The organism is Intestinimonas timonensis (genome assembly GCF_900626145.1).
Taxonomy (GTDB): domain Bacteria; phylum Bacillota; class Clostridia; order Oscillospirales; family Oscillospiraceae; genus Intestinimonas; species Intestinimonas aquisgranensis.
The window spans coordinates 29,445-55,486 of record NZ_LR130835.1; the positions used below are offsets into that span (position 1 = coordinate 29,445).

Annotated in this window: 22 protein-coding genes; 6 read left to right on the plus strand and 16 right to left on the minus strand. The window is 62.6% G+C overall.

The annotated features are described in order from the left end of the window. Positions 1-65 precede the first annotated feature (65 nt). Positions 66-1,313 (minus strand): glutamate-5-semialdehyde dehydrogenase, encoded by a 1,248-nt coding sequence (locus E0E29_RS17480; RefSeq protein WP_130851026.1) that lies wholly within the window; start codon positions 1,311-1,313, stop codon positions 66-68. Between the two features lie 68 nt (positions 1,314-1,381). Continuing rightward, entirely contained in the window at positions 1,382-2,191 is an 810-nt protein-coding gene (gene proB / locus E0E29_RS17485) for a glutamate 5-kinase (RefSeq protein WP_130851027.1), read from the minus strand. A gap of 227 nt (positions 2,192-2,418) precedes the next feature. Between proB and E0E29_RS17490 the strand changes: the two genes are divergently transcribed. The 6 genes from E0E29_RS17490 (at position 2,419) to E0E29_RS17515 (ending at position 10,232) form a co-directional block, all read left to right on the plus strand. Next, entirely contained in the window at positions 2,419-2,931 is a 513-nt protein-coding gene (locus tag E0E29_RS17490; protein ID WP_130851084.1) for a tRNA (cytidine(34)-2'-O)-methyltransferase, read from the plus strand. Positions 2,932-3,041: 110 nt separating this feature from the next. Then, complete coding sequence (locus E0E29_RS17495; protein WP_130851028.1) at positions 3,042-4,310, plus strand: phosphoglycerate kinase; 1,269 nt, start codon at positions 3,042-3,044, stop codon at positions 4,308-4,310. A 201-nt stretch (positions 4,311-4,511) separates the two neighbouring features. Then, on the plus strand, positions 4,512-5,288 hold the full coding sequence (gene tpiA, locus E0E29_RS17500) for a triose-phosphate isomerase (protein ID WP_130851029.1): 777 nt from the start codon (positions 4,512-4,514) through the stop codon (positions 5,286-5,288). Positions 5,289-5,498: 210 nt separating this feature from the next. Continuing rightward, positions 5,499-7,019: a 2,3-bisphosphoglycerate-independent phosphoglycerate mutase gene (gene gpmI / locus E0E29_RS17505; protein WP_130851030.1), complete on the plus strand. Its 1,521-nt coding sequence runs from the start codon at positions 5,499-5,501 to the stop codon at positions 7,017-7,019. Positions 7,020-7,329: 310 nt separating this feature from the next. Further along, a complete protein-coding gene (gene eno / locus E0E29_RS17510) occupies positions 7,330-8,634 on the plus strand; it encodes a phosphopyruvate hydratase (RefSeq protein ID WP_130851031.1) in 1,305 nt (434 codons plus the stop codon). A gap of 647 nt (positions 8,635-9,281) precedes the next feature. Next, complete coding sequence (locus E0E29_RS17515) at positions 9,282-10,232, plus strand: hypothetical protein (protein WP_130851032.1); 951 nt, start codon at positions 9,282-9,284, stop codon at positions 10,230-10,232. A gap of 73 nt (positions 10,233-10,305) precedes the next feature. On the opposite strand, the gene E0E29_RS17520 is transcribed toward E0E29_RS17515, so the two are convergent. The 14 genes from E0E29_RS17520 to E0E29_RS17595 all read right to left on the minus strand — a co-directional run bounded on the left by E0E29_RS17520 (position 10,306) and on the right by E0E29_RS17595 (position 26,038). After that, positions 10,306-13,149 carry an S-layer homology domain-containing protein gene (locus E0E29_RS17520; protein ID WP_130851033.1) on the minus strand — a complete coding sequence of 948 codons (2,844 nt, stop codon included), beginning with the start codon at positions 13,147-13,149 and terminating at the stop codon, positions 10,306-10,308. A gap of 319 nt (positions 13,150-13,468) precedes the next feature. Further along, positions 13,469-15,847 (minus strand): S-layer homology domain-containing protein, encoded by a 2,379-nt coding sequence (locus E0E29_RS17525; protein ID WP_130851034.1) that lies wholly within the window; start codon positions 15,845-15,847, stop codon positions 13,469-13,471. Between the two features lie 34 nt (positions 15,848-15,881). Further along, entirely contained in the window at positions 15,882-17,159 is a 1,278-nt protein-coding gene (locus E0E29_RS17530; RefSeq protein ID WP_130851035.1) for an ABC transporter permease, read from the minus strand. Continuing rightward, entirely contained in the window at positions 17,156-17,851 is a 696-nt protein-coding gene (locus tag E0E29_RS17535) for an ABC transporter ATP-binding protein (protein WP_130851036.1), read from the minus strand. Before E0E29_RS17535 ends, E0E29_RS17530 begins: the two co-directional genes overlap by 4 nt. Positions 17,852-17,861: 10 nt before the next feature. Continuing rightward, on the minus strand, positions 17,862-19,571 hold the full coding sequence (locus E0E29_RS17540) for an efflux RND transporter periplasmic adaptor subunit (protein WP_130851037.1): 1,710 nt from the start codon (positions 19,569-19,571) through the stop codon (positions 17,862-17,864). Positions 19,572-20,548: 977 nt separating this feature from the next. Continuing rightward, positions 20,549-20,989 (minus strand): hypothetical protein, encoded by a 441-nt coding sequence (locus E0E29_RS17555; protein ID WP_242622578.1) that lies wholly within the window; start codon positions 20,987-20,989, stop codon positions 20,549-20,551. After that, positions 20,986-21,375: a hypothetical protein gene (locus tag E0E29_RS17560; protein WP_130851039.1), complete on the minus strand. Its 390-nt coding sequence runs from the start codon at positions 21,373-21,375 to the stop codon at positions 20,986-20,988. Before E0E29_RS17560 ends, E0E29_RS17555 begins: the two co-directional genes overlap by 4 nt. A gap of 26 nt (positions 21,376-21,401) precedes the next feature. Beyond that, a complete protein-coding gene (locus E0E29_RS17565; RefSeq protein WP_130851040.1) occupies positions 21,402-22,439 on the minus strand; it encodes a phage tail sheath subtilisin-like domain-containing protein in 1,038 nt (345 codons plus the stop codon). Beyond that, positions 22,436-22,945 carry a hypothetical protein gene (locus E0E29_RS17570; RefSeq protein WP_130851041.1) on the minus strand — a complete coding sequence of 170 codons (510 nt, stop codon included), beginning with the start codon at positions 22,943-22,945 and terminating at the stop codon, positions 22,436-22,438. The genes E0E29_RS17565 and E0E29_RS17570 overlap by 4 nt, the downstream gene beginning before the upstream one ends. Then, positions 22,935-23,285 (minus strand): hypothetical protein, encoded by a 351-nt coding sequence (locus tag E0E29_RS17575; RefSeq protein ID WP_242622579.1) that lies wholly within the window; start codon positions 23,283-23,285, stop codon positions 22,935-22,937. Before E0E29_RS17575 ends, E0E29_RS17570 begins: the two co-directional genes overlap by 11 nt. Then, on the minus strand, positions 23,285-23,638 hold the full coding sequence (locus E0E29_RS17580; RefSeq protein WP_130851042.1) for a head-tail connector protein: 354 nt from the start codon (positions 23,636-23,638) through the stop codon (positions 23,285-23,287). The genes E0E29_RS17575 and E0E29_RS17580 overlap by 1 nt, the downstream gene beginning before the upstream one ends. A 31-nt stretch (positions 23,639-23,669) precedes the next feature. Beyond that, entirely contained in the window at positions 23,670-24,698 is a 1,029-nt protein-coding gene (locus E0E29_RS17585) for a phage major capsid protein (protein WP_130851043.1), read from the minus strand. A gap of 22 nt (positions 24,699-24,720) precedes the next feature. After that, the gene (locus E0E29_RS17590) at positions 24,721-25,071 is read right to left on the minus strand and encodes a hypothetical protein (RefSeq protein ID WP_130851044.1); all 351 of its coding nucleotides are present in this window, start codon (positions 25,069-25,071) and stop codon (positions 24,721-24,723) included. Between the two features lie 34 nt (positions 25,072-25,105). After that, on the minus strand, positions 25,106-26,038 hold the full coding sequence (locus E0E29_RS17595) for a hypothetical protein (protein ID WP_130851045.1): 933 nt from the start codon (positions 26,036-26,038) through the stop codon (positions 25,106-25,108). Positions 26,039-26,042 lie beyond the last annotated feature (4 nt).

Sequence of the window (26,042 nt, forward strand, 5' to 3'; positions counted from 1 at the left end):
CCAAAAAGCGCGGGACCAGTTCAACTGGTCCCGCGCTTTCTTGTTTTGGTCGGACACGCAGGTGTTTACCGCACCTGGCCGTTGCCGTAGATGATGTACTTGGAGCTGGTGAGCTCGGTGAGTCCCATGGGTCCCCGGGCGTGCATCTTCTGGGTGGAGATGCCGATCTCCGCCCCCAGGCCGAACTCAAAGCCGTCGGTGAAGCGGGTGGAGGCGTTCACATACACCGCCGCCGCGTCCACCCGGTCCAGGAAGGACTGAGCGGCGGAGTAGTCCTCGGTGACGATGGCTTCGGAGTGGCCGGAGCCATGGGTGTTGATGAAGTCCAACGCCCCGTCGAAGCTGTCCACCACCTTTACGGCCAGGATGTAGTCGCCGTACTCAGTGTCCCAGTCGCTCTCCTGGGCGGGCACTACGCACTCTCCCAGAATGGCCGCCGTCCGGGGACAGCCCCGCAGCTCCACATGCTTCTGATCCAGCAGCGCCTTGGCCTTGGGCAGAAAGTCTGCCGCCACGTCGGCATGGACCAGCAGGCACTCGGCGGCATTGCACACCGAGGGGCGGGAGGTCTTGGCGTTATAGATGATCCGGGCCGCCATGTCCAGGTCGGCCTTGGCATCCACGTACACATGGCATACGCCCACTCCCGTCTCGATGACGGGGACCTTGGCATTCTCCACCACCGCCCGGATGAGGCCGGCGCCCCCGCGGGGGATGAGCACATCCAGATAGCCGGTGAGCCCCATGAGCTCATTGGCGCTCTCCCGGCTGGTGTCCTCCACCAGGGCCACGCAGTCCCGGGGCAGGCCCGCCGACTCCAGAGCGTCCCGCATGACGGCCACAAAGGCCTTGTTGGACCGGAAGGCCTCCTTGCCGCCCCGGAGGATGACGGCGTTGCCCGACTTCAGGCACAGAGCGGCGGCGTCCACCGTCACATTGGGCCGGGCCTCGTAGATGATGCCGATGACCCCCAGGGGCACCCGTCGCTTGCCGATGATGAGGCCGTTGGGCCGGGTGGACATCTCGGTCACCTGACCGATGGGGTCGGGCAGAGCGGCCACCTGCCGCACGCCCTCCACGATGCCGTCCATCCGCTGGGCGCTCAGGGCCAGCCGGTCCAGGAGGGACTGCTTCATCCCCGACGCCATGGCGGCGGCCAGGTCCTTCTCATTTTCCGCCAGAATGTAACCCTGATTCTGATAGAGTGCCTCGGCGATGGCCTCCAGCGCCGCGTTCTTTTTGGCGGTGCCGGCCACGGCCAGAACTCGCTCGGCGTGCTTGGCTGCCAGGCCCTGTGTCTCCAGAATGGTCATGAAGATCCCCCCTGATTCAAAGTAAGAAGTAAGAGTGAAAAAGGAATAAGTATATATAAGGTAGGTGGTCAGGAACGGACGGCCAGGAAACGGGTACCGATGTCCTCCCCGCGCAGGATGCCGTACAGGTCCTCCGGTCGGGTGCCGTTGGTGATGACCATGTCCACCCCGGCCGCCATGGCAATCTCCGCGGCGTTGAGCTTGGTGGCCATGCCCCCAGTGCCACGCCAGGAGCCGGCGCCCCCCGCCATGGCACGGAGCTCCGGCGTTACCGCCTCCACCCGGTGGATGAGCTTGGCCTCGGGATTCTGCCGTGGGTCGCTGTCATAGAGACCGTCGATGTCGCTCAGCAGCACCAGCAGGTCCGCCCGGCACAGCCGGGCCACCATGGCGGACAGCGTGTCGTTATCGCCCAGCACCTTGCACTTGCCTGTCTCGATCTCCGCGGAGGACACCGAGTCGTTTTCGTTTACCACCGGGATGATCCCCAGCTCCAGCAGGGACTCAAAGGTGTTGTGCAGGTGCTCCGCCCGCACCGGGGCGTCCACGTCCTCGCCGGTGAGCAGGATCTGGGCCACCACCCGGTTGTATTCACCGAACATCTTGTCGTAGAGGTGCATCATCATGCACTGGCCCACCGCCGCTGCCGCCTGCTTCATGCGCAGCTGGGTGGGGCGCTCAGCAAGGCCCATTTTGGCCGTGCCGATGCCGATGGCGCCCGACGAGACCAGAATGATCTCATGTCCCATCCCCTCCAGATCGGAGAGGGTCCTGGAAAGCCGCTCCATACTATATAAATTGAGCCGTCCGGTATCGTGGGTGAGGGTGGAGGTGCCCACCTTCACCACGACCCGCTGACAGCCTTCTCTCTTTGCCATATGAGGTCACACTCCTATTAAAAATCCTACCCCAGTTTATCATATCATAGCACATCTCCCGGGGGAGGGAAAGCATTCTTTTCGATTTTGGCCTATTTCTGTGCTTCAGTTGAAAAAAGATTGAAAATTTTGCGCCATTTCGCAATTTTTATGTTGTAATTCTGACGGTGTTGCGTTACAATGTAGTGCGCTGGCAAACTGTCGATTGAAAGGGGTAGGGCTTGTGTATGATAAATATCGTGCTGGTCGAGCCTGAGATCCCCATGAACACCGGCAACATCGCCCGGACCTGCGCCGCCACCGGGAGCCGCCTCCATCTGGTGCGGCCCCTTGGCTTCGACATCTCCGATAAGGCGGTGAAGCGGGCCGGCCTGGACTACTGGTCCCTGCTGGACCTCCATGTCTACGACAGCCTGGATGACTTCTTCCGGCAGCACCCGGAGCCCGACCTGTGGCTCACCACCACCAAAGCCGACCGGTGCTACGCGGACGCGGCCTATGCCGACGGCTGCTGGATCTTTTTCGGCAAGGAGACCGCAGGGCTCCCACAGCCGCTCCTGGAGCGGTATCCACAACGCTGCGTCCGCCTCCCTATGCGGGAGGACGCCCGCAGCCTCAACCTGGCCAACACGGTGGCGGTTGTGACCTATGAGGCACTCCGCCAGATGGACTTCCCCGGTCTCGCCAAGGATGGCGGCAGCGCCTGGCAGACCCAAAAGGCGGCCCATATCCGTCGTTGAATAGCCCCCGCATCTGCTGGGCGGCAAGCGTATCCATAAACGATTCCAGCCAACCCCAAAGCGTTCGTTTCCGTAGTTTCTGCCTCGAAATGATGAAAGGAGCACAGCAAATGAACTACAACAAGAAGACCGTCAAAGACATCGATGTGGCAGGCAAGAAGGTCCTGCTCCGCTGCGATTTCAACGTGCCCCAGGATAAGACCACCGGCGCTATCACCGATGACAAGCGCATCCGGGCCGCTCTGCCCACCATCCAGTACCTGCTGGACCAGAACGCCGCCGTCATTGCCTGTTCCCACCTGGGCAAGCCCGTGGCCACCTTTGACTCCTATGTGAAGAAGCAGGCTGAGAAGGGCAAGGACCCCGCCTCCATCACCGAGGAGGAGTGGAAGAAGTCCCTGGCCAAGCTGTCCCTGGCTCCTGTTGCTAAGCGCCTCTCCGAGCTGCTGGGCAAGGAGGTCATCATGGCCGCCGACGTGGTGGGCCCCGACGCCCAGGCCAAGGCCGCCGCTCTGAAGCCCGGCCAGATCATGCTGCTGGAGAACACCCGCTTCGAGAAGGGTGAGACCAAGAACGACCCCGCCCTGGCCAAGGCTATGGCCTCCATGGCTGAGGTCTATGTGTCCGACGCCTTTGGCGCCGTTCACCGTGCCCACGCCTCCACCGCCGGTGTGGCCGACTACCTGCCCGCCGTCAGCGGCTTCCTCATCCAGAAGGAGCTGGAGATCATCGGCGGCGCCCTGGCCAATCCCAAGCGTCCTCTGGTGGCCATCCTGGGCGGCTCCAAGGTGTCCTCCAAGATCGGCGTCATCAACAACCTGCTGGAGATCGCCGACACCATCATCATCGGCGGCGGCATGACCTACACCTTCCTGAAGGCCCAGGGCGGCTCCGTGGGCAAGTCCCTCCTGGAGGAGGACTGGCTGGATTACTGCAACGACATGATGAAGAAGGCCAAGGAGAAGGGCGTCAAGCTCCTCCTGCCCGAGGACACCGTGTGCGCCAAGGAGTTCTCCGCCGACGCCGAGCCCATCACTGTGGACAGCATGAACATCCCCGACGACTGCATGGGTATGGACATCGGCCCCAAGGCCATCGCTGCCTACGCCGACGCTGTGAAGGACGCCGGTACCGTCATCTGGAACGGCCCCATGGGCGTCTTTGAGTTCCCCGCCTTTGCCGCCGGCACCAAGGCCGTGGCTGAGGCCCTCAGCAAGAGCAGCGCCATCACCATTATCGGCGGCGGCGACTCCGCGGCCGCTGTGCAGCAGCTGGGCTACGCCGACAAGATGACCCACATCTCCACCGGCGGCGGCGCCTCCCTGGAGTTCATGGAGGGCAAGGAGCTGCCCGGCGTGGCTTGCTTGCTGGACGCATAAGAAGCGCGGAGGCGTGCGGAGCAGCGGGCTAAGACCGGAGCGAAGCAGAGAGCCCAAGGAGGGCCATGGGCCCGGATGGGTCTCTGCGGAGTCGAAGGGCTAGCACCGCGTCGCGCAGCCGCCATAGCGTGACAGTACAGCGCCATCCACCGTATTTTATCCGCACACATACTGATGAGGAAAGAAAGGGGTCCCGTACCCATGAACAGAAGATACCGGAAAACCATCATCGCCGGAAACTGGAAGATGAACAAGACCCTCTCCGAGACCCGGGCCTTTGCCGAAGAGCTCAAGCCCATCCTGCCCAAGGGCAAGTGGTGCGACGTGGTGCTCTGCGTCCCCTATGTGAACATCCCCGCCGCCATCCGCCTCTTCAAGGACTGCCGGGTGGCCATCGGTGCCGAGAACTGCCACTATGAGGCCAACGGCGCCTACACCGGCGAGGTGTCCGCCGAGATGCTCAAGGAGCTGGGCGTGAAGTATGTCATCATCGGCCACTCCGAGCGCCGCCAGTACTACAACGAGACCGACATGACCGTCAACAAGAAGGTCCACTCCGCCCTGGAGGTGGGCCTGCGGCCCATCGTCTGCGTGGGCGAGAGCCTGGAGCAGCGGGAGCTGGGTGTCACCATGGAGCTCATCGCCTATCAGGTGAAGTGCGCTCTGGCCGGCGTCAGTGCCGACAAGCTCCGTCACGTGGTCATCGCCTATGAGCCCCTGTGGGCCATCGGCACCGGCAAGACTGCCACCGCCGAGCAGGCCGGTGAGGTCTGCCAGGCCATCCGCGCCGTCATCCGCAAGCTCTACGGCGCCCGTGTGGCCCGCTCCGTCACCATCCAGTACGGCGGCTCCATGAATCCCAAGAACGCTGCCGAGCTCCTGGCCCAGCCCGACGTGGACGGCGGCCTGATTGGCGGCGCTTCCCTGAAGCCTGACCAGTTCGTGGAGATCATCAACGCGGCCAACCAGGAAGACTAAAGGCCGCGCATGTTCTGCGGAACATGCATAGCGCTGCGCGCGCGGCCTCGCGGGCGGGAACCTGTTCCCCCCGCGTGCCCCCCCTCCGCTCTCCGAGGGGGCTTTGACGGCCCACATGGGGAACGGACGGCGCCTTGTTCGCTCCGCAGAGAGCTCCACGCTGCTGTGAGTGGGCATTTTGTGACTTGAGTTAGAATACGAGGTTCAGATATGAATAAAACACCTACCACGCTGATCATTATGGATGGTTTCGGCCTGCGTGAGGAGACCATGGGCAACGCCATTGCCAACGCCCGGAAGCCTCACCTGGACCGCATCTTTGCCGAGAACCCCGGCTGTAAGCTGTCGGCCTCCGGCCTGGATGTGGGTCTGCCCGACGGTCAGATGGGCAACTCCGAGGTGGGCCACACCAACATCGGCGCCGGCCGCGTGGTCTTCCAGGACCTGCCCCGGATCACCAAGGCCATCGCCGACGGCGATTTCTTCACCAATGAGGCCTATGTGGCCGCTATGGACGACTGCAAGGCCAGGGGTACGGCCCTCCACATCATGGGCCTGATGTCCGACGGCGGCGTCCACAGCCACATCGACCACATCTTCGCCGCCTTGGATATGGCCAAGCAGCGGGGCCTTACCAAGGTCTATGTCCACGCCTTCCTGGACGGCCGCGACGTGCCCCCCGCCTCCGGCAAGGACTTTGTCGCCCGGCTTCAGGCCAAGTGCCAGGACCTGGGCAACGCCCACATCGGCGTCATCTCCGGCCGGTACTACGCCATGGATCGGGACAAGCGCTGGGAGCGCCTCCAGAAGGCCTACGACGCCCTGGTCATGGGTGAGGCCCCCTTTGAGGCCGACCCCGTGGCGGCTGTCCAGAAGTCCTATGACGCCGAGGTCACCGACGAGTTCGTGGTGCCCGTCCTCTGCTGCAAGGAGGCCGTCATCTCCGAGAATGACTCCGTTATCTTCATGAACTTCCGCCCCGACCGGGCCCGGGAGATCACCCGCGCTCTGGTGGACCCCGACTTCACCGACCTGGAGCGGAAGAAGGGGTATTTCCCCCTCCACTTTGTGTGCACCACCGAGTACGACGCCACCATGCCCAACGTGACGGTGGCCTTCCCCAAGCAGAAGCTCACCAACATCTTTGGCGAGTATATCTCCAACCTGGGGCTCACACAGCTGCGCATCGCCGAGACCGAGAAGTACGCCCATGTGACCTTCTTCTTCAACGGCGGCGTGGAGCAGACCTTCCCCGGCGAGGACCGGGTCCTCATCCCCTCTCCCTCCGTGCCCACCTATGACCTCAAGCCCGACATGAGCGCCAAGGAGGTCACCGACGCCTGCGTGGAGCGCATCGAGAGCGGCAACTACGATGTCATCATCCTCAACTTCGCCAACTGCGACATGGTGGGCCACACCGGCGTGTACGAGGCCGCCCGGCTGGCAGTGGAGACCGTGGACGAGTGCGTCAACCGTGTGGTGGAGGCCACCTCCAAGATGGGCGGCATTTCCCTCATCACCGCCGATCACGGCAACGCCGACCGTATGCTGGAGGATGACGGCGTCACCCCCTACACCGCCCACACCACCAACCCGGTGCCCTTCTACATCGTGGGCGCCGACGTGAAGCTGAGGGATGGCAAGCTGGCCGACATCGCTCCCACCATGCTGGACCTGATGGGCCTGGAAAAGCCCGCCGAGATGGACGGCGAAACCCTGATCCTCAACTAAGGGCTTTTTCAGGACCGGCGCGTATGCGCCGCACAAGCGTCTTGGCGGAAAGGCCAAGACCTTGGCACAGGCGGGATTCATTCCCGCCGAGCATGTGTAGTCATTCCCGGGGGACCCCGTACGGCGGAAGCCGCATGGGGGGAGAAAGCCCGCCGAGATGGACGGCGAGACCCTGATCCTGTAAAGGGTATCCGGCGGGAGGGACCTTCCGCCTTACCATAAAAGTTGACCCGGCGGACGGAGGTCCGCCCCCACAAAACGTCCCTGTATGGCGGGCACGCCCGCCTCAACATGAAAGGAGTTTTTATCCATGAAGCAGATCATCGAGATCGTTGACGTCCTGGGCCGTGAGATCCTGGACTCCCGCGGCAATCCCACCGTCGAGGTGGAAGTCTATCTGGAAGACGGCACTGTGGGCCGCGCCAGCGTGCCCTCCGGCGCCTCCACCGGCGTCCATGAGGCCTGCGAGCTCCGGGACGGCGACAAGGAGCGCTACCTGGGCAAGGGCGTGCTCAACGCCGTGGAGAACGTCAACAACGAGATCGCCGAGTGCCTGGTGGGCATGAACGTGCTGGATCAGACCGCCATCGATAAGGCCATGATCGAGCTCGACGGCACCCCCAACAAGAGCCGTCTGGGCGCCAACGCCATCCTGGGCGCCTCCCTGGCCTGCGCTAAGGCCGCCGCTGAGAGCCTGGGCGTCAGCCTCTACAACTACATTGGCGGCGTCAACGCCAAGACCCTCCCTGTGCCCATGATGAACATCCTCAACGGCGGCGCTCACGCCACCAACAACGTGGACATCCAGGAGTTCATGATCATGCCTGTGGGCGCCTGCTGCTGGAAGAAGGCCCTCCAGATGTGCGCCGAGGTCTTCCACACCCTGAAGACCGTCCTCAAGGAGAACGGCACTCCCGCCGCCGGCGTGGGCGACGAGGGCGGCTACGCCCCCAACCTGAAGAAGGATGAGGACGCCTTCAAGTGCATCGTGGCCGCCATCGAGAAGGCCGGCTACAAGCCCGGCGAGGACTTCATGATCGCCATCGACGCCGCCGTGTCCGACTGGTACAACGCTGAGACCGGCTGCTATGACCTGCCCAAGGCCAAGAAGACCATGACCAAGCAGCAGATGGTCAACATGTGGAAGAAGTTCGCCGACAACTACCCCATCATCTCCATGGAGGACTGCATGGGCGAGGACGACATCGAAGGCTGGCAGATGCTGACCAAGGCTCTGGGCGACCGTGTGCAGCTGGTGGGCGACGACCTGTTCGTCACCAACACCGAGCGCCTGAAGATGGGCCTGGAGAACAAGATCGCCAACGCCATCCTCATCAAGGTCAACCAGATCGGCACCCTGACCGAGACCCTGGACGCCATCCAGATGGCCAACCGCGCCGGCTACACCGCCATCGTGTCCCACCGCTCCGGTGAGACCGAGGACACCACCATCGCCGACATCGTGGTGGGCACCAACGCCGGCCAGATCAAGACCGGCGCTCCCAGCCGCACCGACCGCGTGGCCAAGTACAACCAGCTGCTGCGCATCGAGGAGGAGCTGGACGAGGTGGCCCAGTACCTGGGCAAGGACGCCTTCTTCAACCTGAAGAAATAAGTTCAGATAAGCACGCGGGGCCGCTGCCAATGGCAGCGGCCCCGCTTTTTGCTCGTCCAGCTCCGGGGCCCCCGACCGAGCCCAGCGAAGCGGGTCGGTCGGGGAAAGGAGGAGCAAGGGAGCGGAAGGAGGGATGCCCACACTTGGGCGTCCCGACGGAAGCGGACTTTGCGACGACGCGGACGAGGTGGCTCAGTACCAGGGCAAGGATGCCTTCTTCAACCTCAAGAAGTAAGTTAAGATAAGCACGCGGGGCCGCTGCCATTGGCAGCGGCCCCTTTTTTGCTCGTCCAGCTCCGGGGCCCCCGACCGAGCCCAGCGAAGCGGGTCGGTCGGGGAGAAGGAGGAGCAAGGGAGCGGAGAGAGGGATGCCCATGCCTGGGCTTCCCGATTGGAGCGGACTTTGCGACGACGCGGACGAGGTGGCTCAGTACCAGGGCAAGGATGCCTTCTTCAACCTCAAGAAGTAAGTTAAGATAAGCACGCGGGGCCGCTGCCATTGGCAGCGGCCCCTTTTTTGCTGTTTTGGATTGGTTGCGTCCAGGTTATAGGGCTGGGCGGGGGAGAAGGGCAGGGGAGGGCCCAGGTGATGGGTAGGGCGTGCAACATGGGGCCTCGGAGCGCCCAAGGGTGAGGAGGGATGCTTGATGGCAAGCGGATACACCGAAAACTATGGCCTGTGTCAGTGGCAGGGGGAAGACAAATTCCTGCGGGAGGAGTTCAATCAGGACAACGCAAAAATCGACGCCGCACTGGGCGGGCTGCGGACGGGGCTGGATGCCGCCGCCTACAACGTCTACAACCTGATCCTGCAAAACTACTATGAGGGCAAGTACACCGGCTACAAGCGGGGACTAATCTTCGACGGCTTCCTGGACGAGAGCGGCGTCGAAGAAAAGGACGACGAACTGTTGGTCCGGGACAAGGCCCTGCGGCTGTCTTCCGTGGACGAGGAGAGCTGGACCGACGCCGGAAGCAGCTACGGCACACCGTATTACGGGGCATTCTACACACAGACCCGCACAGCGGTGGGGGCGGGGGTTTTGGCCGGATTCCGATTCACCATCAGATACACAGGTTCGTCCAGCACCGTCAAGTTACAGATCTGGCTCAATGGGACCCAGGTGCGGGAGCAGGAGGTGACCTTTACAACCCTGACCGGAAATCGGGAGGTAACACTGGAGGAGCCGCTGCTCCTGTTGCCGGGGGACCAGTACTGGCTGGGCTTTCCCAAAGGCGGAGCTTCCTCTCTGGACTTCGCCGTGACCAGCGAAAACTGCCTAGCCGGCACAGCTCTTATCACACCGCTGGCGGCGGAGGAGGGGACCCTGACTGTCACAGAGCAAGCGATGCCGGAGGGTTGCGCCCAGGTGATGCTGTTCGCCCGGTCGGCGGGTGGGGCGGTGACACCCACATTGGCGGGCACGGAGCTGACCCTGTACAGCACCCGGCAGACCCAGACCATGGACGGAATAGCCTGCACGGAGCAGGAGTGGCGGGGCAGCGCCCCGGCGGGGGAGACACTCACCCTCACCTGGACCCTCACCGCGGGGGAGGACGGCTGTACCCTTTACGACTACGGCCTGCTCCTTTTGTAAACCGGTATAGAAACGTGTAAAAACACCCCCGGGCTCTTGGAACCCGGGGGTGTTTTATGTGCTGAGAAGATGTTTAGCTCAGGGTAACGGTGAAGAGGCTGTAGGTAGCGTCGTCATCGGCGACCACAAAGAGCTGATAAGAGGTAGCAGAAGTACTAGTACTGGTGACAGCAGCACTAGAGATGGTACCAAGCTCGGTGCTGGTCAGGGTAGCAACATCAGCGGGAGTGCAGGTAGCAGCGGGGACCAGGTAAGCAGTAGCGCCACCGGAAATGGTCAGCTCGCCCAGAACCGCGTTGCCAGTGGACAGAGTGCTCCAAGCGCCGGCAAAGGTCTTAGTGGAAGAAGTATAGGTCAGGTTGGAACCATACTTCACGACGTTGGCATTAGCCTCGTCGTAGGACTCCAGCACATAGATGGCATCGATGTCCTTCACGGAGTCAGCCTTCACGATAACCACGTCGCCCTCATTCAGAGTGGCTTCCAGCTCGGTGTCAGAGCCGTCAATAGTGGCATACACAGTGTCGGACTGGAGGGTGTACTCGTTATTATCGCTCAGGATGATGGAGTTGCCGTCCAGACGATCGATGGTACCCAGTACACCAGTGCCGCCAGTGGTCTTGTAATAGCCCTTGGAGGTGGTGGTGTAGGTGTAGAGGCCCAGATCGTTAGCGGTGGTCTTGGTTGTGACGGTAACGTTCTCCACCAGCTCGCCGTCGATGATGGCATTGTACAGACCGCCGTTGGAGTTCCGGCCCAGGAACTGATACAGGTAAATGTAATCAGAGGTGCCGGTGGTAGAATCGGTGACAGCCACAACAGCCTTGATGTTGTTATCAGAGTCAGCGTAGTAGATGAAGTCAGTGGTGGTGTCCAGACCAGAGACATTGTCCTTGCCCACATAGACGTTCACGTCATCAGCAATAAGCTGACGGCCAGAAGAACCGACGTTGGCAACCAGGATGGAGTCATTGGTCAGAGAATAAACATTACCTCTGGTCACCTTATCGGAGACATAGAAGAACACGGTGTCGGAGTCAGCGTACTTGCCGCTGATACCGGTCACGGTAGCATTGCCCTTCTTCACCTCGATGGCGGTGTTGCTGACCTCAGTGGCAGACACAGCGTCCAGAGCGATCTCGTTGTCATCGCCCAGGGTGTAGGTGCAGAGGACGTTCTGAGAAGTAGCGGTGATGCCGGTGCTGTTGTCCTCGTCCAGAATGTAGGTCTTAACGGTGCCGTCATTCAGGGCAACCTTGACCTCGATCTGGGCGTCAACACCACTCAGGGTGGCAGCATCCATCAGGAAGGCATAGTCGCTGCTGGCGGCGCTACCGTCCACGGCAATCACATAGCCGGACTTATCCAGGTAGAAGGTAGCGGTCTTGTCCAAAGTGGCAAAGCCATTGGCAGCCACTAGCTTACCGCCGTCAGCATAGAAAGCCAGGTCGGAGGTAGTGTACTTGGTGCCGTCCACGGTCAGGCTCTTGTTGGCGTTGTAGGCCTCCAGCTCGCCCTTAACGGACTCAGCCTTCTCCACGTACAGCTTGCCGCCGATCTCGGCGTACAGGACATAATCGCCCTTGGCCACGTCGTCGAAGCCCACAACATCCTCAGCGTCATACTCCAGGCTGGTGGAGCTGTTCAGCTTGATGGAGTCATCAGTCTTGTAGGTGGTGACCTTGCCCAGCAGGTAGGACTCGGTCAGGACGTACTCGACAATGCCGTCATCGTTGTTGTCGATCAGGGTGCGGACAGTGCCGCGGACACCATCGGCAGTGGAGGCAGCAGAGGTCAGGTAAGAAGCGGAGCCATAGCTGGCAGCCACCTGAGTAGCAGCAGCCTGAGCAGTGGCGCCATCACTGGACTCGGCGGTCTTCAGCTCCAGCTTGTTGTCGTCAGCCACATCGGCCAGGGAGTCACGGCCATTGTCCACAACAACGGTGTTGTCGCTGTTGGTGATGACGGAGCCGATGACAGTGCCCTTGGTGGAGGTAGAGGCGGCGGTGGTGGAGGGCTTGACGAACAGGGTCACAGCCTGGCCCAGCTCGGCCTTGCCGGTGGAGACCTTGAAGGTGTTGTTGCCGTTGCTGTAGGTGCTCTGGCCGTCGTTGTGGTTGGTGACGTTGACGCGGGTCTCACCCTCGTCCATGGCCTTGGTGCCGTCCAGGTTGGCGAACTCGTTGGCGACCACGACGCCCTCGACGGTGGCAACACCGAACTTGTCGGCCAGCACGGTGGTGGTGCCAACTTCCAGCTCGGGGATGGAGCTCATGGAGCTGCCGTCGGTGACCAGGGTGTACTTGTAGGTGACCACGTAGGCGCTCAGGGCGTTGTACACCATCTGGGCGGCGTTGTCGCGGGACAGGCCCTCGGAGGGGTTGATGGCCAGGCCATCGTACAGGCCCACCTGGTTGGCGCGGACGTTGGTGGCAACAGCCCAGTTGGCGCCGGTGAAGCCCTCGATGGCGGCCTGGTAGCCGGCGGCCACCAGCAGCATCTTAGCGGCCTCGGAGCCGGTCACAGTGGCGTTGGGGTTGAAGTTGCCGGTGCCGTCGCCGGCCACGATGCCCAGGTTGGAGCAGTACTCGATGTACGCAGCAGCCCAGTGGCCCACAGTGTCGTTGTAGCTGTAGTTGGCCACGTTGCCCAGGCTGGGATCCTTGCCGCCGTTCAGGACGACGCAGATCATCTTGGCCATCTCGGCACGGGTCACGATCCCGGTGGGATCATAGGAGCCGTCGTCCTTGCCGGCGATGACGCCCAGCTCGACCAGGACAGAGACGGCCTCGGTGTTGACGATCTCGTCCTTGTCGGAGAAGTCGTCATAGTTCGCGGCGCCGGCACCGACGACCATCATGGACAGGACCATGACAGCGGCGAGAGCCAGACCGAGAACCCGCTTGAGGTTTCTCATTTGGAATTCCTCCTTCTAAAATTTGGGGTTTTGGGGGTCAAACGCCTGAAAATACGAATTTTTTGCGTAATACGGGCGTATAACGCCCCTTGCATTGCAAAAAACGGGCAGTCTTTTCCACATTTTGTGGAAAAGACTGCCCGTTTTGATGAGAATAGTTCCCTTGGTAGCATCTTGGTAGCATTTTATTTCGACTGTTTTCTGAACCCATTGCGCCCCAATGGTTTGAGGTGGTTTTCTGGTAGCATTTTGGTAGCAGGAATAAAAAAGCCTCTGGGAGACAAATGTCTCCCAGAGGCTTGGAGTGAGCGGGGAAAAGTTAGCCGACTACGACCAGACGGACCTTGCCGCCCTGGTCAGGAGTCTTATCATAGTAAATAGTGACGTTCTCGGAGAACGCACGGGCCAGATTGAGGGCCTTCACATAGTCCTCGTTGTTCTTTCCCTCACCCACAGAGAACCACTCCTTGGTGGTCTCGTTATAGCACATGACCCGGTCGGAGATGGGAATAACCATACTATTCGTAGTAACGGTCATGGCATCCACATCGAAGGCGGAACTCTTAACGTCAACGGACTGGAGCTCCACGAATCCGCCCAGAGTGACCTTGCCGTCGGTACGGGCGGGACCGGTGACGATGCCGCCGGCCTTGTTGTTCCGCAGGCTCTCGCCGTTGTTCATCAGCAGATTGCTGCTGCCATTGGGCGTGAGGGCATTGATGATGGACACATAGTCCATGCGCTGGGTGGTATTGCCCTCGGTGTCGGTCTGGCCACCTTCCGTGGTCACCTTGAAGAAGCCGTACTCATAGCGGTCACCGGTGACGTCGTTGAAGACCACAATGTCGGCATTGCCGACGTAGTCCTTGTGTACGTAGGTGATCTGCTCAGCGGGAACGGTGGTGCGGGTGATGTCCTCAAGTTCGATCTCGGTGAGGGTGCTGCGGCCCACCTGCTCGTAGAGCTTCACATTATCGGAGAGCTTTACCGTATTCATCCGCTTTTCGTCGACGTTCAGCGGGGCATCGGAGCCCTTGCCGGTGAGCTTGGAGAGGCTCAGACGGCCCTTGGAGGCGGAGGAGACAGTGACCAGCTGGCCAACCATATCATCAGCGCGGCTGCCGGTGTAGGAGGTGGTGCCGGAAAGCTCCAGAGGCTTTCCGCTGGCATCCGTCATATTTATGGAGGTCACCACTGTGGTGCCGGAATCCTTATCCACGCTCTTTACGGTGCCAACGGCAGTGGATTTGGCCACAGAGGGCTCCACGGCACCGGCCACCTGACCGTTGTAGGACAGAAGCAGGGTGATGGTGTCACCAATCTTGAAGCTGCTCAGATCAGAGGCTGCACTGGAGAGCACGGGGAACTCGTGGCCCATTACAGTAATGGTAGCAGGTGTTTCACGGTTGGGATAGACGTTCTCGTAAATGCCAGTGATGCGGGCATCCGAGACGTACATCACATTGCTGGCCTCGTCAAAGGTGGTGACGTCGTACTGGCGGATGTCCGAACCCTTGGCCAGGATGCCGTTCTTGTAGACGGTGTAGGCCAGGTCGTCGGAGTAGTTGGGCTTGTTCTTCACCACACGGGTGGTGCTGTCAGATTTGGCAGAGCTGCGCAGGAAGATGTACTCCAACTCACCGGCTGCGGAATACTGCAGCAGTGCCTGGGTACCGGCAGCCATACCGGAGAGGTAGAGCTCCTCGTACGTGGTCTCCTTGCCGTCCTTCCACACCACGGTATCCTTAGGCTCCTCGATGGAGATGCTGGAGCCGCCGGAGATCTTCATGGCGTCGTAGTCCAGGCTCTGGATGGTGATTACCTTCTGTGTGCCGGAAGTGGAGGTCTGGATGTCCACAACCTTCTCATCCTTGTCCAGCACCAGCTTGGCCCGTCGGCCCACCAGATCGTCGGAGAAGGGGGCGTGATCGGTCTTATAGACCTTGTCCTGAGCCACCTTAATGCCGGAGGAGCCGTCGGGAGCAGTGGCAGCCACGTCAAAGAGGATGGTCTCGTCGGTGATGGTGCAGCCAAGAGTAGTCAGGTATTCCTTGCCTTCCTTGCTGTTGGTGAAGAGCAGGTTCTCCATCATCAGAGCGGCCTGGCCACGGGTAATGGTGTCGTTGGCGGTGAGGTTCAGGCCCTCTGTGATCTCCAGCTCGTCAGCCTTGGCCAGATAACCGTCCGGCCAGACCATGCCCACATCACTGTCCCCATAGCCCAGGATGCGGACCAGAATGGTGACGGCCTCCCCATAGGTGATGGCCCGGTCGGGATTGAAGTTGCCGTAAGCGTCGCCCCGGATGATGCCAGGGGTGGTGACGGCGGTGTCACCGGAGCCGGTGGTGGTGCCCCGAGTGGCAACCGCGATATAGCCCCTGGCCCAATGGGTGCTGGGCACATCCTGGAAGACGGTGCGGTTCATTTGGGAGGCAACCTTGTCGCCGTTGCCCATGAGCTCCACCGCCAGCTTGCAGAACTCCGCCCGGGTCAGTGCCCGGTCCGGGGAGAAGGAGGTGCCGCCAGTGCCGCTGACGATACCCAGCAGCCGCAGGGTCTCGGCGGCCTGGGCAACATTGGTGTCGTAAATATCAGTAAAGGTAGTGGTAGCGGCGGCGCCGGCAGAGGACGGGAACACCAGCATGCCGGCGATGGCCGCGCATGCCAGCAGCAGCGCCAGGAGTCGTTTCATTCTCATAGCTTTTCTCTCCTTGCAGTTGGGATCGGCCGGATCAATCCGCCCGCAGGGCCTCTACCGGCTGAAGACCACTGGCCTTCACGGCGGGATAGAGACCGAAGATGATGCCCAGGGCCACCGAGATGAGGAAGGCCCCTACGGTGATGCCCGCGCTGGGGATCAATATGATATCAAAGTTCATCTTGCCTACGATAAGCGTACCCAGATACCCCACGATGATGCCGAAGATGCCGCCAATGCCGCAGATCATGGCGGCTTCAATGAGGAACTGGACAATGATGCTCTTGCGCTCGGCACCGATGGCCTTGCGGATACCGATCTCCCGGGTGCGCTCGGTGACGGTGACCAGCATGATGTTCATGATGCCGATACCGCCTACCAGCAGGGAGATGGCAGCGATGCCGCCCAGGAAGCGCTGCTGGAGCTTGTCGGCCTCAGCCTGCTCATTCTGGTAGCTGGTGGGGTTGTCAATGTAGTAGTAGCCGTTGTCGTCGCTGATGAAGCCGGCCAAGAAGCCGTTGACCAGGGTGGAGACCTCCTTGAGGGACTCGGCATCCTTGGCCTTGATGATGTAGTTTTCAATGGGCTGGTTGTTGTTGAAAAGCCGGGTCATGGTGGAGGGCAGCAGGAGCATGTAGTCCTGACGGTTGATGGTGTCCTGGATCCACTGGCTCTCCTCAGAGCTGCCCACATTGACTCCGGCACTCTTGCTCTTGTAGACGCCCACGACCAGGAAGGGGGTACCGTTGATGGTGATGGTCTTGCCCACCGGGTCGGCAAAGCCGAAAAGCTCGTCGGCCACTGCGGAACCCAGGACACACACCTGATTCTCCTTCTCTATATCCAGGTAGGATAGGTCCCTGCCCTTGGCGATCTTGTAGTCGTTGCATAGGCCATATTTGTCATTGCCCAACACGATATTGGGGTATTCGCCGGAGGACATCATGGCTCCGCCGCCCATGTTCTGCCGCTGGCGGGCAATGGTCTTGGACTCAAACTTGATGACAGGGTCGGAATAAATGTATCCAGTGGGGGAGACGCCCAGCACCAGGTCGTCCAGCTGGAGGCAGTAGTCGTAGAGGGCGGAAGCCACATCCACGCCGCCCCGGTAGGAGTAGGCGGAGACGGTGATGGTGTTGGTGCCCATGCTCTCATAGTAAGCTCTCATGGCCATATTCTGGCCTTGCGCATAGGACACCAGGATGATGACAGCGGCCAGACCGATGATGACGCCCAGCATGGTGAGGGCGGACCGGCCCTTATTGGCCGCGATGGACTTGGCCGCCATTTTAAAGGCCTGGGAGAAATTCAAAGCCCTACCTCCTCTCTAGAGCCGTCGGCGATGATGTGTCCGTCGGAGAGGCGGACGATACGATCGGCGGTGGCAGCAATGCCGTTGTCGTGGGTAATGAGGATGATGGTGGAGCCGTCCTCGTGGAGGCTGTGGAGGATCTCCAGTACCTGGCGTCCGGTCTTGGAATCCAGAGCGCCGGTGGGCTCGTCGGCCATGATGATAGGGGGACGGGCGGCAATGGCCCGGGCGATGGCCACACGCTGCTGCTGGCCGCCGGACATTTCTGAGGGCTTGTGGTCAGCTCGTTCGGCCATGCCCACCCGCTCCAGGGACTCCATGGCCCGCTCCGCGCGCTGGCCCATACCCACCCCCTGGTAGATGAGGGGGAGCTCTACGTTCTCCCGGGCGCTGAGAGCGGGGATCAGGTTGTAGCCCTGGAAGATGAAGCCGATCTGCTTGTTGCGGATGTGAGCAAGCTGCCTGTCGGAGAGCTCGGTGACGTCGGTGCCGTCCAGGTGGTAATCCCCATAGGTGGGAATGTCCAGGCAGCCCAGGATGTTCATGAGGGTGGACTTGCCGGAGCCGGACTGGCCGATGATGGCCACGAACTCGCCCCGATCGATCTGGAGACTCACCCCATCCAGGGCACGGACCTCGCTTTCATGGCCCTCATTATATATTTTATAGAGGTTTTTGATGTCAATTAGCATGTCGGTCACCTTAACCCCAACTGCTGCCCTGGTCCACGTAGTAGTTGACGAAGACCGTCTCGCCGCCCTGAAGGCCCTCCTTGATCTCCACGTTGTAGTTGTCGGAGAGACCAGTGGTGACGGGGACAGGGTAGTAACCGTCAGCCTCGGTGGGATAGGTGGGGGTCTGGCCGGGCTCCACCTCGGGGATGTCCAGCTCCACGGCATTTTCAGGCTTCTCGTCGGCCTGGATGAAGACCACGGAGGAGGTGTTGCCGTCGGCGTCGGAGACGTACTTCACGGCCTGCATGGGCACCACCACGCACTGGTCGGACTGGCTGGCCACGAAGGAGTAATCCAGCCACATACCGGCCAGCAGGGTGCCGGCGGAGTTGTCCACGTCCAGGGTGACGGGGTAGCTGGTCATACCGTTGGAGCTGTTCTCACCGATGCTCATGTCGATGCTGCTGACGGTGCCCACGAAGACGTTGCCGTTGTAGTCGGTGAGATCCACGGTCATGCCGGGCTGGACGAAGGAGATGTTGCGGTCGTCCACGGTGATCTGGACCACCATGTTGGTGTTGTTGGAGATGGTGATGACGGTATCCCCGCTCTTGACCTCGGCGCCGGGGGTGAGGGTGCAGGAGGTGACGGTGCCGTCAATGGGGGCGGTGGCGTTGAAGTTGGCCAGGGCCTTCTGGGCCTCGGTGAGCTTGGTGGTGGCGTCGTCGATCTCCTTCTGCTTGGCGCGGATATCGGAGTCGATGGTGTCGGAGCCCAGGACCAGGAGGGCGTCGCCGGCGTTGACATTGGCGTAGCGCAGCAGGTTCTGGGAGAGAACGGGACCCTGGGACTCGGTGACGATCTTGCGCACCTCGTAGTACTCGGTCTCACCGTTCTGGTAGGGGTAGATGGCGGTGCCGTCGGCGGTGGTGAGGGTGGCGGAGGCGGTCATGCCCTCGGTGAGGGTGTTGGGGTTGTCAAAGACCACGATGACCTCGAAGTAGACGGAACCCTCGGGGGAGATGTAGCTCACCTTATTGATCTTCTCCACGGTGCCGGGGAAGGTGTCCATAACGGCGGGGATGGAGACCTGAACGCTCTGGCCCACGGAGATGTCGTTCTCGTAGGCGTAGCTGAAGTAGAGGGAGAGCTTGAGCTTCTTGTCGTTGGCCAGGGTGCAGACGGCGGCGCCCTCGGAGACCTTGTCGTCGATCTGGAACTCGCTGACCTCCACCAGCTTGCCGGCAAAGGGGGCGCGGACGGTGAGGTTGTTGGCCTTCTCCACCAGGTCGGCCATGTCCTTCTGGAGATTGGTGACCTTCTCCCGGGCGGCGGCAACCTCGTCCTCGGCGGCCTGGCTGCGGATGGTATAGAGCGGCTGACCGGCGGTGACGGTGTCGCCGGCGGTGACAAAGACCTCCTGGACGGTGCCGCCCTGGGTCAGGGTGATGGCGGCCGACTCCTTGGCCTTGGCGTTGCCGGAGCCCTGGACGGTGCTCTGGATGGAGGAGATCTCAGCCACCTGGGACTGAATCTGGCTCTCGGCGTCGTTTTGAGCGGTGAGGAAGCGGTAGAGGAAGAAGCCGCCCACGCCGACGGCGGCGAGGATGATGACGGCGGCAATGATGCTCTTGGTCCGTTTCTTCCGTTTCTGGAGCTGCTCCTTGGATTTCTGGGGTTTCTGGGGCGGCGCGGGGGTCTGAGTAGGCGCGTTGGCCTGCTGGGTCATTTCAGCCATAGTGTCTTCCCTCCTGATTTACTGTCCCTTTCATTGTATCACGCGTCGGGACGGGCGTAATTACAATCAGATGACAAATTCTTAAGGTTTTCTGAACCTTCCGCCCGGTGGCGAAGCGGTCACCCTATAAGACGATTCAAAGGAGAGAAAAGTTACACCCAAAGCGAAAAAATTTCCACGCCGTATTTTCGCTTTATTTTATAAGGAGTGAGACGGAGGACGGTTCCACTGCTCTGCAGCCGCTGTGGATAACACCCCTCCCGTCCTCCGTCCCGCCGCCACACCCCTCACAAATTTGCGGCGTAGTTGCACGGTAACGTACAACTTTTCCACGGGTTGTGGGATATTGTGAGGAGTCCTCGTTTTTGGGGCCAACAGCGGAAATTTCCCCTGAAAAAACGGGGAACCTTTTCAAAAAGCCGCCGTCTAAGGGTTAAAAGGGCCCCTGAAACCCTGTGTAACGCTATTTTACGGTTGTGTTACAAAACCCGCCATCCCCTTGACGGGAGGGGGGCAAATGGGGTATCATGTGCCCAGAGGTGAGGGGAGTTATACGCCCGTAGCANCGGGCGCTCGCTCACTTCCGCAGCCTCATCCGTAGAGGTCGCGGCCACCCGCCCCACAGCTCCTGTCGTGCCGCTCCTCTCTTCGGCGACCGCTCCGGTTCCCTCCGCTGCATCCCCAGACAGAACGTGTGCCTTCAGGTCCAGGTCCTCTCCCTGGTCCTCTTCCTCCTCCAGCTCCTCCAGGAGCCAGTCGAGCCAATCGGTCATGTGATCACCCCCCGCCTCAGCTGTTCAAAGCGTTCCTGGTCAAAGGCGGGGTTCTCCCCCACCTGGTCCCCGCCGGTGGGCGCGCCGCACACGGGACAGCGCGCCTCCAGCGCCCGCTCCCGGCAGGCGGGGCACAGCTGGGCGAGGGTCTCCTCGTCGTCCAGCTGTGCCCNTTGACGGCGCACCAGAGGTAGTCGCCGTCGGTCATGGCTCTGGCCCGCGCCTCGGTGGGCAATGCCCCAAAAGCCCGGAGCACACGCCACTGAAGGCGCGCATCAGGCGTGTGCTCCAGGCTTTTTTTAGGCTGTCTACCGCCTCCGGGTCTCGTGGGGAGGGATCGGCCTCCCTGGAGAATACCGCCCACTGCCGGGCCAGTTGGGCGATCTCCGCCACGGTGAGCACCCGGAGGACGGCCTCCCCGTCGGGAAAGACAGGTTCGCCCTTTCGTTCCAGGGCTCTGGAGAGCAGACAGGCGTTGGCGCACAGGGCGGCCTCTCGGCCTGTTTCCTCCATGACCCTGCCCTCCCGCCGGGCCTCCAGCACCTCCCAGGCGGAGAGGACCCGCAGGGTGAGGCCGGGGCGGCCCTCCACTGCCCTCCGCCGGGTGCCGCAGGGCGGAAAGGGGCTCATCTCTCTCCGGCTCAAGCGGTGGTCTCCAGCCGCTTGGCGGCCACGATGGTCACCTTTTCCACCACCATGTCGCCCAGGGTGCCGGTCTCGCCGATGGAACTCCACTGACAGCCTGAGTAGATGACCCGCCGGTCGGGCTTGCAAATCACCAGGGAGAAGTCCTCCAGGGTGTGGAAGTCGATGCCGTCCCGGATGGCCTCGTCGGTGGCGTAGAGCCGGGTGAGCTCCACCACGTGGTTTTGCTGGCCGGGGATGGTGGCCACGGGCTGATCCTCGCCGAAGGCCTCCACCGTCCGGCTGGTCTTGGTGGTCTTGGCGGTGTAGCTCTGGACCACGGCGATCTTTTTGCCGTCGGCCTCCAGGTAGATGTCACTGCTGGTGGGAAAACCAGTCGTATTCATGTGCTTCCTCCTCTCTCATGGGCCGGTCAGACCGTGATGTGGGCGCTCAGCCAGATCTGGTTGAGGCCGTGGGCCACGGTGAAGGAGAACTCCACCAGGCAGACGGTGGGGTCGTCGGCCAGGGCGGAGACGGAGACGGCGTCGTAGCCGGTGATGATCTCCCGGCTGAGCTTGTTCTCCAGCTCCACCACCACCTGATCCCGGATGGCGTTCCGGCTCTGCTCGGTGTTCTTGGCCCGGTTGAAGCGGCTGCGCAGGCTGTTGCGCACGGTGGGGATCACGTCGTCCACGATGCGGATGGTGGTGAGCTCCCGCCAGGTGGTGTCGCTGGCCTCGCCGGTCTTGGTCCGGGAGGTGACCGCCCGGACGATGGAGACCACGCCCCCCACATTCTCCACAGCGGTGACGCCACCCCGGACCAGCAGGTCGATCTCGTTGTCGGTGTACCGTGCGGCAATGTCTTCCACTCCCTTGAGGGCGGCGCCGCCCATGGGGATGGCGGGGTCGCTCTCTCCGGCGATGGCGCCGGCCACGGCGGCGGCCACCCGTGGTCCGTCTCCGGCCTGGGGGCTGGGGGCAGTCACCACCACCCGCTCGCTGTTGATGGCCTGGGCCCGGGTCACCAGGGCGCTCACGTCCTCACCCTGACCGCCGGGGACCACACAGATGCGCTCCTTCCGGGCCTGGGAAGCCGCCGCCACGCTGTCCCGCAAGGCCTGCTGCACGGTGAGCTCCCCGCTGTCGCACACCACGATGCCCACGTCCTCCTCCGCCTCCAGGGCGGAGAAGGCGTCGGCGTAGTCATCCGTGCCCGTCACCGCCACGACCCGGACGGCGGCGGCGCCGTTGAGGAGAAGGAGCCGCACCAGCTCCGTGAGGGCGGTGCCGGCGCCGAAGGCGGCCACCGCCTCCTCCTGCCGGCTGATGGGGATCACCGTCCCCATCTCCTCGCAGGTGCCCACGGCCACAAGGCCCACGGTCTTGCCAGCGCCGCTGCCGCTGACGATGGCAGAGGCGTCATAGGAGGAATATACTCCCGGCCGCTCATGGTCCGTCATATTCATACGATCTCTCCCTTCACCACAAAGTCTGTAAAGCTGCCGCTCTCCTGGGCGGAAGCATAGAGGTAGGCCTGGCAGCCGGCCTCCACGGGACACTTAAGCACGTCCAGATCCTGGTCGTAGCCCACCTCACCCCGGGCGAGGGTCCGTACCCGCAGCCCACCGGAGCCGCCGGTATTCAGGGCTCCGGCCAGGGCGTCAAAGCCCTTCTGGCACGCCCCGCCGCCCCCTTCACCGGGGGCGTAGAGGTCCAGGCCGAAGACCACCTCCAGCCGCCGGCCGTAGCGCTCCCGCCAGGTCCTGGTTTCGGGATCCAGCTCCTCCCCCAGATACTCCCAGAAGGCGCCGGGCTCGGCCTTGCAGGAGCGGATGGAGACGGCCGCCACCACGCCAGTGAGCCGGGGCCGCTCCTCCCGGGGCCAGGCCTCCATGGCCTCCACCCCCTGCTCCCGCAGGAGGGTAGTCATATAAGTCCGCAGGGCATCCAGCTCGGTCCGCTCACTGCCCATCCTGTGCCACCTCCCTGTCCCGCACTTTGAGCACGGCCCACCAGTGGCTGAGCACCTCGCCCACCCGGATGGGCTGTGCCGCCTGGACCTCGTAGTCCACGCCCAGGCAGGTCACCTTGTCCCCCATGCTCAGGGGGAGACCCGGCTCCCCCAGGTAGAGAAACCGGTCTTTTCTGGCCAGGCCCAGGGGGCTGGGCCGCCGCTGCTTCCAGTCCTCCCGGCGGTCCAGAATGGGCTGGATGAAGGCCCGGCCGGCAGCCGTCTCCTGGGTGGTTCCGCTCCGGACGGTAACGGCCTGGCCGTACCGGTCCAGCAGGCCCTGAAGGACGCCTGTCATCATCAGCCCCTCACCCCCCGAAAGCAGAAGCCACCATCCAGCAGATAGGGAGCCATCAGCCGGCGGGCCCGGCCCCGAAGCACGTCGCCGGAGGCTCCCTCTCCGGTCTGGATGGAGAGATTGCCCGCCGAGAAGGCGGTGACTCCGCTGGCGGCGTCACCGGTCCGCAGGTCGGCCAGGGCCAGCCAGGCGGCGGCCAGGATTAGGGTGTCGCCGCAGTCCTGGGCGGTGACGTCGCCCCGGAGCTGTCCCTCCAGCTCCCGCCGGGCGTTCTGGCACAGCACCTCCAGCCGCTGCCGGTCGCTCTCGCTCACATTTCCCAGCACCATGGCCAGGGCAAGGATCTCCTGGTCCACCGGCTCACCTTCCTTTCTCTCACCGCCGTGCTCAGACTTTCAGCACCTTGGCTGCGTCCTGGAAGAGCTTGGCGAAGCCGGCGATGGCGGTGATGGCGGCCCGCTCCATCTGCCGGTCGATGAGCTTGTCGTACTCCACAGTGACGTCGGAGCCCTGCACCATCTCCAGGGCGAAGCGGCTGTCCAGGCCGATGAGCTTGCCGGACTCCATGGCGGAGGTCCGCAGGAGCTTGGCGCCCATAGGGGTGGCGAGCTTGCCGGTGCCCTGGAAGTTGAGACCGGTGAGGGGGTTCTGGAACTCAGGCAGCTTGAGCATGCTCACCATGACGTCGGTGGGCACCAGCAGGGTGTTCATCTCGTAGGGCTCGAACTGGGCCCAGAAGTCCACCAGAGCGTCGTAGTCCAAGGTGCCGGAGGAACCGCCGATATCGCCGGAGCCCACGGAGAAGACCTCTGCGGGGTTGCCGTTGCCGTCGCCGTTCACCAGCACATCGATGGCGTCCTCCAGGAGCATGCGGTTGATGTGGGCGCCGATCTGCCGCAGGGTGACGGAGAAGAGGTCCAGCTTCTGGTAGCGGATGGCCTCGTAGGAAGCCACCAGCATCCGACCCCGCTTGTGGAGCTTGACCAGGTTCTCCTGGGTCTTGACGGTGGTGGCGGGGATGGCGGCGCCCTCCTCCACCCGGCGCAGCTCCTTCTCCTCACCGGGGGCGGAGGTGATGGAGCGGTAGTCCAGGCCGTCGAAGCGGGTGACGGCGGCGGTGATCTCGGGGAGGAGGTTGGACTCCTCCATGCCCTGCCGGACGGAGCGGGCGATGTACTCGGGGAAGAGGACGGCGGAGTCCGAGGTGCGGAAGAACTTCTCCACCACGTCGGAGCCGGTGCCCTTCACCTTGATGTCAAAGCGCTTGAGCTGCCGCTGGTAGGCGTCCAGGCCCTCCAGGGCGGTGCCCCGGTAGGCCTCGCTGGGGTCGCAGCTCTCCAGCACCTGGGTAAAGCTCTTCCCCGCCTCGTGGTACATCCCCTTTTCCAGCTTCAGGGCGTCATAAGTGTAAGCCATATTCAGCATCCTCCCTTTCTTCTTAGAGCAGCACCACAGCGGTCTGGGCGTCGGCGTCGGCGCTGACCACCAGATACTCCCTGCCGCCGCTGGCCGCTTTCTTCACGCCGCCGGTGCCGTCGGCGGCCAGGGCCACCCAGCCGGGGGTGACGCCGGAATCGCTGCAGGGCACCTGGGCGAAGCCGGACACTTGGACACTGGCCACGCGGTCTCCGGTGACGTCCAAAGCCAGGCCGCAGAACTTGCCGTCGGCGGTGCAGCCATCCACGGTGTCGGCGGCGGAGAGGTTGACCATCTGACCCTTTTTGGCGTTTTCGCCGGCCAGGAAGGTGGCCACCACCGCGCCGATCTCCTCAAACGAAACCTTCTTCATTCTCTCGACCTCCATATATAAAATGTGTGGGAACTCAGATCAAAAAGGCGCCGTCCTGCCTCTCGTCGTTTCGGTGCTCCCCCCGGTAGGTGAGCTGCACCTCCACGGGGAAACGCTGGGCCACCCTGGCCTGATAAGCCTTCTTCAGCTCCAGGAGCTCGGGCTCCTCCAGCTTGTCCACCATGGGCCGGAGGGCGGCGGCGTCCAGGCCGGTGCCGGCCAGGCCGCCCAGCCTGGCCACCTCCTTCCGGAGCCCCTCCAGGTAGCGCCGGCCCAGTCCGGCCTCCCGCTCCAGCTGCTCCAGGGCCTCCATGGGCCGTTCCTGTCCCGCCAGTGCCTTCCGCAGCACACCGGCCGCCTTGGACTTCTGGAGCACACCGGCCTCGGGCTGGGCCGGGACGGCCACGAAGGACCACTCGTAGACGTCGGTGAGCCCGGTGAGCTCTCCCCAGCACAGCTTTCCGTCGTACTCGTGTCCCTTGATGTGGCCGCAGTCCCCGGCGGCCATGTTGCCGCCGCAGATGGAGCAGACGGTCCGCTCCACGGCGCAGCCCACGGAGACCTCCTTTTTGATGCCGCCCTCGATCTCGGCGATGAGGTCGGCGTTGGCCTGGGTCCGGAGCATGTAGGCCCAGCCCTTGAGGTAGCGGTAGGGATCTCCCGCTCTGGTGAGCCGTGCGGGCTCGTCCACCACCTCCGCCCGATAGATGCGGGCGGTCTGCCCCCGGGCGCTCCACTGGTGGTCGAAGATCCCGCTTTTGCCCACAAAGGCCTGTGCCAGGGCCTCCAGGGTCTCGGGGGCGAACCGCTCCCCGTCCCGGTCCACCTCGTTGTCGCACAGCCGCACCGTAAAGAGGTACACCTCGTCAGCGGTGAGCTGTTTCCGGCTGAACCGGTTGATGAGGGCCAGCTCGGCCTCATCGGCAGCCTGGCCGGCGTCCACACCAGCAGCTTTTTTTACCTCCAAATCC